This window comes from Tsukamurella soli (genome assembly GCF_039541155.1).
Taxonomy (GTDB): Bacteria; Actinomycetota; Actinomycetes; order Mycobacteriales; family Mycobacteriaceae; genus Tsukamurella; species Tsukamurella soli.
In genome coordinates, this window is record NZ_BAABFR010000152.1 from 1 (window position 1) to 8,353 (window position 8,353).

The following is an 8,353-nucleotide window of genomic DNA, read 5'->3' on the forward strand; positions in this document are numbered from 1 at the left end:
AACCGGTTCAGGCACCGCAAGCCATCCCCACCGAAACCACCGACCGAGGCCTGGATCAACGAACCGACACCACAGGCACTCATCCAATCCGCATGACGGATTGTCTCACCGACCTTGACACGTTCCGGCGCGCTCATCACGGCCGGCAGCGGGCTCGCCCTCTTCATCTATCTCAGCCGAAGTCGGCGACCACTCACTATCGGACCAGATCGTGTGGTCCTTCCCTGCGGCGTCGATCTGGACCTGCGATCAGTGACCTACGAGACGAGAGACGACGACGGGCAACTCCCCGTCATCCGATTCATTCGGCAACATCAGAAGCCCGTCAGATACGAACCCTCGGGTTATGGGCTGGATCTGAACAACGTGGTATCCGCGCTCGACCTGGTCACCGCGCATAGGGCGCACATCAGTGGTCGCGAGATCGCCGCGGTCCTTGCCTTCGATCCACCGGACGATGTCGCCGTCGGCGACTCGATCGATGCGACTATCGATCTCCCCGCGTCGGCGGACGATAAGATCGATCGGCAGGACTGACATGGGTGAACTCGACTTCACCTGGACGCGGTACTGCGACACGAACACCCGACTCATGACGGCTTGCGCATACGTCGCAGCCGCCGCCGGGGTATTGGTGATAGTGGCGTTCTACGACAGTCCGGCATTCATCACCGGCGGGGTCGGAATGATCCTGCTCAGCGCGATCGGCCTCACGTCACCCGTCGCCCGCCTGCGGGTCTACCGAGACCACGTCGAGGCGCCGGCCGCATCGCCGCTGCGAAACCGCGGCGCTCTGCTCTCGGCCGGCCTCCTCTTTATGGGGATCGGTCTCTCGACGACGACGCAGGCCATCGGACGACACGCCTATATCCGGGTCATCGGCGTGCTCCTCATCCTGTTCGGTGTGAGCCTCGCTGCGATCTACCTGCTATGGGGGCGCAGGCCGTTCGTCATCGGGACCGATCATGTGATCCTCCCCCGCGGTACCCGGATCGAACTTCGGCCGGACGCGTACGAGCTGAGAAACCCCGACGGTCAGCTCCCGATGGTCCGTTTCCCGCGGCCGTCCGAGAAACCGGTCGTGTTCGAGCCCACGACGTACGGACTCGACCTGAACAACCTACTGTCCGCCCTCGATCTCGTGACCACACATCGGAGCCCGATCACCGGGCGCGAGATCGCCGCAGTGCTCGCGTTCGAACCACCTTCCGGTGTCGCCGTCGGCGACTCCATCGACGCCACCGCGGAGGTGCCCTGATGCCGAGCTCGCCTGGTTCCGGTGCGGGTCGCTTCCGCACGTCACCCGATGTCGCCGTGCCGCACGAGTCCACGCACCCGGCCACCCCGCTCTCCACAGTTGACGCGACCACAGCTCCCTCGACCGCTGGAGCCTTCGCCGATCTGGTCGCCAGAGCATGCGCCTCATCGACCGTGTGCGATATATCCGAGGCTTCGACGGCCGTCGACGGGATACCGGCGCATTGGGTGCACGACGCCGACCACGCGATGGTGGATGCGCCGATCCAGCTGTGGTGCGAGCCTCCGCTGGTCGATTCGCGCGACGAAGTGTTGTTCGCCGAGAATGCCGTGGCATTCGCCGTCCGCCTCGTCGGGTTGGCAGCCTCGGACTCCGAGGTTCTCGAGGCCGCGGTGATCACCACCACCCAAGTAGTGGGTTACCGACCCGTGCATCGCGCCCGGACCGAATCCGGTGAGATGACGATCGGCTCGGTCAGCAGCCCGTTCGGGCCACTGATCTCGATCTCCCACTTCGGATTTCATCAGATAGGCGGCAGCGATTCCATCTGCACACAGGTCACCGTGACGGGGCGCGGCGAGGCGACAGCGGTTCCGCATCACCTCACTGCCATCCGTCCATACTCGACGTAGCCGGCGCTCTATTTTCCCGACGCCAGGGAGCCTCCGCTCCCGATCCCGATCCGACGGGACACCCAGACACGACGGTACCCAGCACTGGAACCTGGAATCCCTTGGGGTAGCTCCGGACCCGGTTCATCGACTCGACGGCTCTCGGGCGCCGACGGCGCGGCAGCCGGGCGACGACTGCCCGATCCTGCGGCTGTGCCGACTGCAACCACCTGGACTTGGCTCCACGAACTTACGGGCGTGACCAGCAGCCAGCTAATCGTGACCTCCCCATCAAGCGGCTAGAGGTCGGTCGGCACGATCTGCGCTGCCGCTCCGTCAAAAAGCGTTCCGCGGAACGTTGAACCTTGAACGTTCCGCGGAACGTCCGGGGGTCCGAGAGGTGGCGACGGCACGCCGTGGTGACGGCCGCGGTGTGGCGACAGCGCTGCGACGAGTGCTCCGTCGCGACAGCGCTCAGGGCGCGAGCACGGCGTGCGCGGTGGACCGCCCGAGCTCGACGGCGCCGGCGATCGCGGCACCGTCGTTCGACAGCCGCGCAACCGGGTGTCCGTCCTCGGGCACCCAGATCTGCTGCACCGCAGCGGTGTCCGCGACCTCGTCCGCAGCGGCGACGGGGGCTCTGCGATACGGGCCGCGCCGCGATGCGAAGTAGAGGTCGAGCACGATGCCCTCGACCCGCGACGGACGCCCGGGATCGCTCGCCTTGCGCGAACGCAGGACCAACAGGTGCGTCACCCCCTGGCTCAGCGGCGTGCGGAACGGCACCGGCTCGGCGAGGCCGCCGTCGAACCAGAGTCGGCCCCCGAGTTCGACGGGCGGACCGGCGAGCAGAGGCAACGCCGTCGTGGCACGCAGGGCACGGCGCAGCGCCGCCTCGTCCCGGATGAACCGCGCAAGGTCGACGGCCTTCCCGGTAGCGGCGTCCGTGGCGATGGGATGCAGCGACACCGGATTGTCGAGGATCGCGCGGTAGTCCATCGGCGTCACCACGGAGTACACGTGGTCGACGAGGTGCGTGGTGTCGACCAGCGGCCCGCCACGCAGCAGACGCCGCGGGTTGGTCACGCGCTGGGCCAGGACATCCGGCCACCCCCACGACGGCAGCCACTTCGGGCCTTCTCCAGTGAGCAGCCAGGCCGCGTTGAGGCCGCCGCCCGATGTCCCGTACACCGCGTCGAACGCCTCGAGCAGGCCCGCCTCTGCAACGGCAGCGGCCATCCCCGCCGAGTAGGCGGATCGGGTTCCTCCGCCCTCGATCGACAGGGCGACCCGATAGGCGTCGTCGCGGGCACCCGGCCGGCTACCACTCGCCGCCCGGGCGAGGACGACGTCGACAACCGTCGCCGGGGCGGTCCGGGCGGGGTACGGGGACATACATGCTCGCTCTCGTCCTCCCGATTGTGCTGCACCGACGGTCGTCGGTGTCAGCCGACGGGCTCGCCGCTGCGTTCGCCGCTCCGCTCGGGACTCCGCTCGCCGCCCGGCCGCCCCGCGTGCACCGGGCAGCCGGGCGCGAAGGTGCCCATCGCGGTCAACTCCGCACCGCCCGAGTAGCTGCGGATCCGATGCAACGACTCGGTCGTCTTGGGGCGCCGACGACGCGGTAGCCGGGCGACGACGGCGCTGCGCGCACGCAGGCCGCCCTCGACGAGGCGGCGGACCCTCGCACCGGGCTCGGGGTAGTGGAACGCCCCGAGCAGCGCCGGGTCCATCAGCGCCTGGGCCGCCGTACGCGCGATGGGCTCGGGAACACCCGGGTAGAAGGTCGCGAACAGCCGCAGGGTCGAGTCGGCCACGGCCCGGGCTCCCCGGTCGAACGCGAACTCGGCCGCCTCGTAGTCGTCGAGCAGGCGGGCGAAGTCGCCGTAGGTGTGCGGGATGTCGCGGATACCCATGCGGCGCCCGAGAGCCTCGTAGTACCTGACGGTGGCGAGGACCTCGGCGGCGTCCAACGTGCGCCAGCCGTAGGCCTGGATCCACCGCACGGGGACCACGACGAAGGTCGCGAGCACGTAGCGCATGTCGTCGTTGCTGATGTCGTACATGCGGTGCATCTGGTTGATCCGGCGGATCGCCTGCCTACCGGGGGCGCTGTCGAGGCCCCGGGAGAACGGCGCCTCGAGCAGCAGAGCGGTGTCGTCGTAGCGCTTCTGCACCCGCTCCGTGAACTCGCCGGTCTCGAACAGCAGCCGCCCGATACTCGGCACGGCGTACGTCCGGAACAGGGCGAAGCTCAGGGACTGGTTCATGTCCCACGGGAATTCGTAGACCGCGATCTCACGGTAGATGTCCTCGAACCGGGTCTCGGGATCCAGGCCGGCGGTGCGTCGGGTACGGGCCATCTCGGTCCTCCTCAGTGGGCTGATACCACCGAGCATAAGTCGACTTACGGAATTGTGCAATGAGTCACCCGTCCGCACCGATAGGCTGGTCGACATGTCCGAGCACCGCACGTCCGACCGCGTCGAGCACCGGCGCTCCGGCAGCTCGCCGGGGGCTCGCCGGCGATACCTCGACGCCGGTATGGCCGTGCTGGCCGAGCAGGGCTACCCCGGGTTCAAGCTGGCCACCGTGTGCCGCCGCCTGGGCACCACGACGGGGTCCTTCTACCACGCGTTCGGCAGCTGGTCCGACTTCCAGAACGAGCTGATCGCGCACTGGCGGCAGACCAAGTCCGAGGAACTGATCCGCGTCACGTCCCAGATCGCCGACCCGACCGCCAGGCTCGACGCGCTGACCCGGGTGGGGCTGACCCTGCCGCACGCCACCGAGCGCGCGATCCGGGTCTGGGCGGCCAACGATCCGGCCGTCGCCGAGGTCCAGCGGCTCGTCGACGACGAGCGCGTGGCGGCGCTGACCGACGCGTTCGCGACCTCGTCCGGCGACCGTGGGCTGGCCGGCCGCCTGGCCAACGTCGCCATGCAGCTGCTGATCGGGTACGAGGCCGGGATGGGCACGCTCGACGACCTGGCGTGGGCGTTCGCCACCCTGCGCGGCGGCTACGCCGGGGCGTGAGGAGGATGGCGATATGAACCCCTCCCGTCGCGCGCAGGCCGCCCGGCCGTTCCACGCCATGGCGGTGTCGCAGCGAGCCGCCGAGCTGGAGTCGGCGGGCCACGACGTGGTGAAGCTGAGCCTGGGCGAGCCTGATTTCGGTGCGCCGCAGTCGGTCCGGGAGGCGATGCGGGAGGCGATGGACGGCCGGCCGCTCCCCTACACCTCGGCCCTCGGGCTGCCAGCGTTGCGCGCGGCGATCGCCGGGTTCTATCGGGACCGGCACGGCGTCGAGGTCGACCCGGTACGGATCGTCGTGACCTCCGGGGCATCCGCCGCGCTGCTGCTGGTCACGGCCGCCACCGTCGACCCCGGCGGCGAGGTGATCCTCGCCGACCCCTCCTACCCGTGCAACCGCGAGCTGATCGCGACGTTCGGGGGGCGGGTGGTGGCGGTGCCGACCGAGGCCGCCACCCGGTTCCAGCTCGACACGGCCGCGGTCGAGGCCGCATGGACGGACCGCACCGCGGCGGTGATGATCGCCTCGCCGTCGAACCCCACCGGCACCTCGATCCCGGCGGCCGAGCTCGCCGCCATCTGCGCGCTCGCGCGCGAGCGCGGCAGGTGGCGCATCGTGGACGAGATCTACCTCGACCTGGCCGATCCCACTCCGGCCGGACCCGCGCGCAGCGTGCTCGCGACCGACCCCGGCGCAATCGTGATCAGCAGCTTCTCGAAGTACTTCGGCATGACCGGCTGGCGGCTCGGCTGGTGCGTGCTGCCCGCCGAACTCGTCCCTGCGGCGGAGCGGCTGGCGCAGAACTACTTCATCTGCGCCTCCACACCGGCGCAGGTGGCCGCGCTCGCCTGCTTCACGCCCGAGACGCTCGCGGTGTGCGAGGAGCGGCGACGCGAGTTCGTCGCGCGCCGAGAGCTGGTGCTGGACGGGCTGTCTCGCCTGGGCCTTCCTGTCCCCGCCGTGCCCGACGGTGCCTTCTACGTCTACTTCGACGTGTCCGGGACCGGCATCGGCTCGTGGGAGTTCTGCCGCAGGGCGCTCGACGAGGCGTACGTCGCCCTCACTCCCGGAAGGGATTTCGGCACCCATACCGCGGAGTCCCAAGTGCGCCTATCGTATGCGGCGTCGCGGGCGGAGCTCGAGCGCGGACTGACCCGCCTGGCCGGGTTCCTACAGCAGCTGTCGACGGGAGCCCGACGGTGACCGACGAACGCCCGGTCCCGCGCGGACGGATCCGAAGGACGATGCCGCTCACCGGCTTCGCGGCCCGGGCCGCCGGCGGCCGGATCCTGGCAGCGCTCCGCGAGCGGGCCGGGGACACCGGCGCAGTGGCGCGCTACCACGAGAGCACCGCCGACCGGTACGCGGAGCTGCTCGGGCACTCCAAGGGCCTGATGATGAAGGCCGGGCAGATGTTCTCGGTGGTGCAGGCCGAAGGAGCTCTCAGCCCATACCAGAAGGCACTGGCGCGCTTGCAGTCCGACGCACCGCCGATGCACCCCGACCTGGCGCTCCGCGTGATCGAGAGCGACCTGAGGCGGCCCGTCCGCAAGGTGTTCGCCGCCTTCGATCCCGAGCCCGTGGCGGCCGCCTCCATCGGGCAGGTGCATCGCGCGACGCTGCCGGACGGCCGCCTCGTGGCCGTCAAGGTCCAGTACCCCGGTGTGGCGGAAGCGATCCGGGACGACCTCGCGAACACCGAGCTGCTGTCGACCACGCTGCGGCTGATGGGCGGTCCGATGGCCGACCTCCGTGGCGCGACCGCCGAGATCGCCGACCGGATCGGCGAGGAGTTGGACTACCGGCGCGAGGCGGCCAACGTGACCGCGTTCGCGAACCTGTACGCCGGGCACCCCTACATCGTGGTTCCCGAGGTGGTCCCGAGCGCCAGCGGCGACCGCGTGCTCACCATGACATACCTCGACGGGATGGACTGGACCGCAGCACAGCAGGCGGATCAGGACCTGAAGAACGTATGGGCCGAGGTGATCTCGCGGACGATCACCGGCTCGTACCGGCACGCCGACCTGTTCCACGCCGACCCGCACCCCGGCAACTTCCGGTTCCACCCGGACGGGCGCGTCGGACTCCTCGACTTCGGTTGCGTCAAGGTGCTTCCCGAGCCGGCGCGGCTGCGGATGGTCCTGCTGCTCCGCGCCACGCTGGAGAACCGCCGCGCCGACCTGCACGCGCTCATGGCGGAGGCCGGCTTCTTCCCCGGCGGGGTGCGGCTGTCCGCGGACGATGCGTACCGGTGGTGGGCGTCGATGATCACCGAGCTGCTCGGGGACCAGCCGGCGACGTTCACGGTGGCCGACTCCGAGCAGACGGTGCGCGCGCTGATCGACATCCGGTCCGCCGATCACCCGGTGCGGCGCATGACGATTCCCCGCGACTACATCTTCTTCTCCCGGATCAGCCTGTCGATCGCCGCGATGCTCGCGACCCTCGGCGCCACGTTCCATGCGCGCGCGGCGATCGACGACATGGACGGGGTCGCGGCGCCGGTATCGGAGGTGGGCCGCGCGCACGAGGCGTGGGTGCGGGCACGCGGGCTGCCGCACGGCCTCGACGACCACTCCGCGGTGGCTGATCACCATGGGTGACAGGGACTCTCACCCACGAGGGGGGCCGCGACTGCCGTGGGATGCGGCGGACCCGTACCCGTACTACGCGCGGCGCCGGCACGAGGGTGCCGTGGTCTGGGACGACCGTGCCGGAGCGTGGCTGGTGCTCGGCTACGAGGCAGCCCGTCAGGTGCTCGCCGGCCGCGGATGGACCAGCGATCCGCTGGCGGATCCCTCGGTGCGGGCCGCGGCGACGCCCCTGGCAGCCGAATTCACCGGCCACACCATGCTGTTCGCCGATGGCGCCGACCACCGGCGACTGCGGGGCTCGCTGCGCGACGTGTTCGCGCCCGGGTTCGTCGGCGAGCTGGCGAGCGGCGTCGACGCGGTGCTCGACGACCTGCTCGGCGGGCTGGCGACGGGCGTGCCGATCGACTTCGTCACGGACGTGGCGCTCCCGCTGCCGCTCGCCGTGATCGGGGCGTGGCTCGACCTGGACGGTGACGCGACGGCTGCGCTGCAGGAGCTGTCCCCCGCTGTGATCCGTGCGCTGGGGGCGTTCGCCGACGGATCGGAGATCGCCGATGGTGCAGCGGCTGCCGCGGCCCTCACCGCGGTATTCCTCCCGCTCGCCGCCGACCGCCGCGCGCACCCCGGCGACGACCTGCTCAGCTACCTCGCCACCGATCCCGCCCTCGAGCTCGACGACGTCGTCGCCAACGCGCTGCTGCTCGCGGTCGCGGGGCACGAGACCACGGCCAACGTGCTGGGCGCGGGGCTGGCGCGCCTGCTCGGCGGCTCACCCGGCAAGACGGACGGAGCGGACCGGCCGGGCGGGCCGGCACCGTCGGGCGCCGGGCTGGTGAGCGAGCTCCTCCGCCTG

9 protein-coding genes are annotated in these 8,353 nt (G+C 70.4%); 6 read left to right on the forward strand and 3 right to left on the reverse strand.

Features of this window, described 5'->3' with window-relative positions; translation table 11 throughout:
* Positions 1-249: 249 nt before the first annotated feature.
* Positions 250-540 (reverse strand): hypothetical protein, encoded by a 291-nt coding sequence (locus ABD908_RS25475; RefSeq protein ID WP_345001360.1) that lies wholly within the window; start codon positions 538-540, stop codon positions 250-252.
* On the opposite strand from ABD908_RS25475, the gene ABD908_RS25480 reads away from it, so the two are divergent.
* A complete protein-coding gene (locus tag ABD908_RS25480; RefSeq protein WP_345001362.1) occupies positions 539-1,258 on the forward strand; it encodes a hypothetical protein in 720 nt (239 codons plus the stop codon). The genes ABD908_RS25475 and ABD908_RS25480 overlap by 2 nt on opposite strands.
* Positions 1,259-1,485: 227 nt before the next feature.
* Complete coding sequence (locus ABD908_RS25485) at positions 1,486-1,890, forward strand: hypothetical protein (RefSeq protein ID WP_345001364.1); 405 nt, start codon at positions 1,486-1,488, stop codon at positions 1,888-1,890.
* Positions 1,891-2,343: 453 nt separating this feature from the next.
* Here ABD908_RS25485 and ABD908_RS25490 read toward each other — a convergent pair whose 3' ends face one another.
* Together ABD908_RS25490 and ABD908_RS25495 are read right to left on the reverse strand one after the other, a co-directional pair.
* Entirely contained in the window at positions 2,344-3,264 is a 921-nt protein-coding gene (locus ABD908_RS25490) for a patatin-like phospholipase family protein (RefSeq protein ID WP_345001366.1), read from the reverse strand.
* Between the two features lie 50 nt (positions 3,265-3,314).
* Positions 3,315-4,232: an oxygenase MpaB family protein gene (locus ABD908_RS25495; RefSeq protein ID WP_345001368.1), complete on the reverse strand. Its 918-nt coding sequence runs from the start codon at positions 4,230-4,232 to the stop codon at positions 3,315-3,317.
* Between the two features lie 94 nt (positions 4,233-4,326).
* Here ABD908_RS25495 and ABD908_RS25500 point away from each other — a divergent pair, with 94 nt between their 5' ends.
* The 4 genes from ABD908_RS25500 to ABD908_RS25515 all read left to right on the forward strand — a co-directional run.
* The gene (locus tag ABD908_RS25500; RefSeq protein ID WP_345001370.1) at positions 4,327-4,905 is read left to right on the forward strand and encodes a TetR/AcrR family transcriptional regulator; all 579 of its coding nucleotides are present in this window, start codon (positions 4,327-4,329) and stop codon (positions 4,903-4,905) included.
* A 13-nt stretch (positions 4,906-4,918) separates the two neighbouring features.
* On the forward strand, positions 4,919-6,106 hold the full coding sequence (locus ABD908_RS25505) for an aminotransferase class I/II-fold pyridoxal phosphate-dependent enzyme (protein ID WP_345001372.1): 1,188 nt from the start codon (positions 4,919-4,921) through the stop codon (positions 6,104-6,106).
* 41 nt (positions 6,107-6,147) lie between these two features.
* Positions 6,148-7,509 carry an ABC1 kinase family protein gene (locus tag ABD908_RS25510; protein ID WP_345001376.1) on the forward strand — a complete coding sequence of 454 codons (1,362 nt, stop codon included), beginning with the start codon at positions 6,148-6,150 and terminating at the stop codon, positions 7,507-7,509.
* On the forward strand, positions 7,502-8,353 hold an 852-nt coding region (locus tag ABD908_RS25515), incomplete at its 3' end, for a cytochrome P450 (protein ID WP_345001374.1). The genes ABD908_RS25510 and ABD908_RS25515, both read left to right, overlap by 8 nt.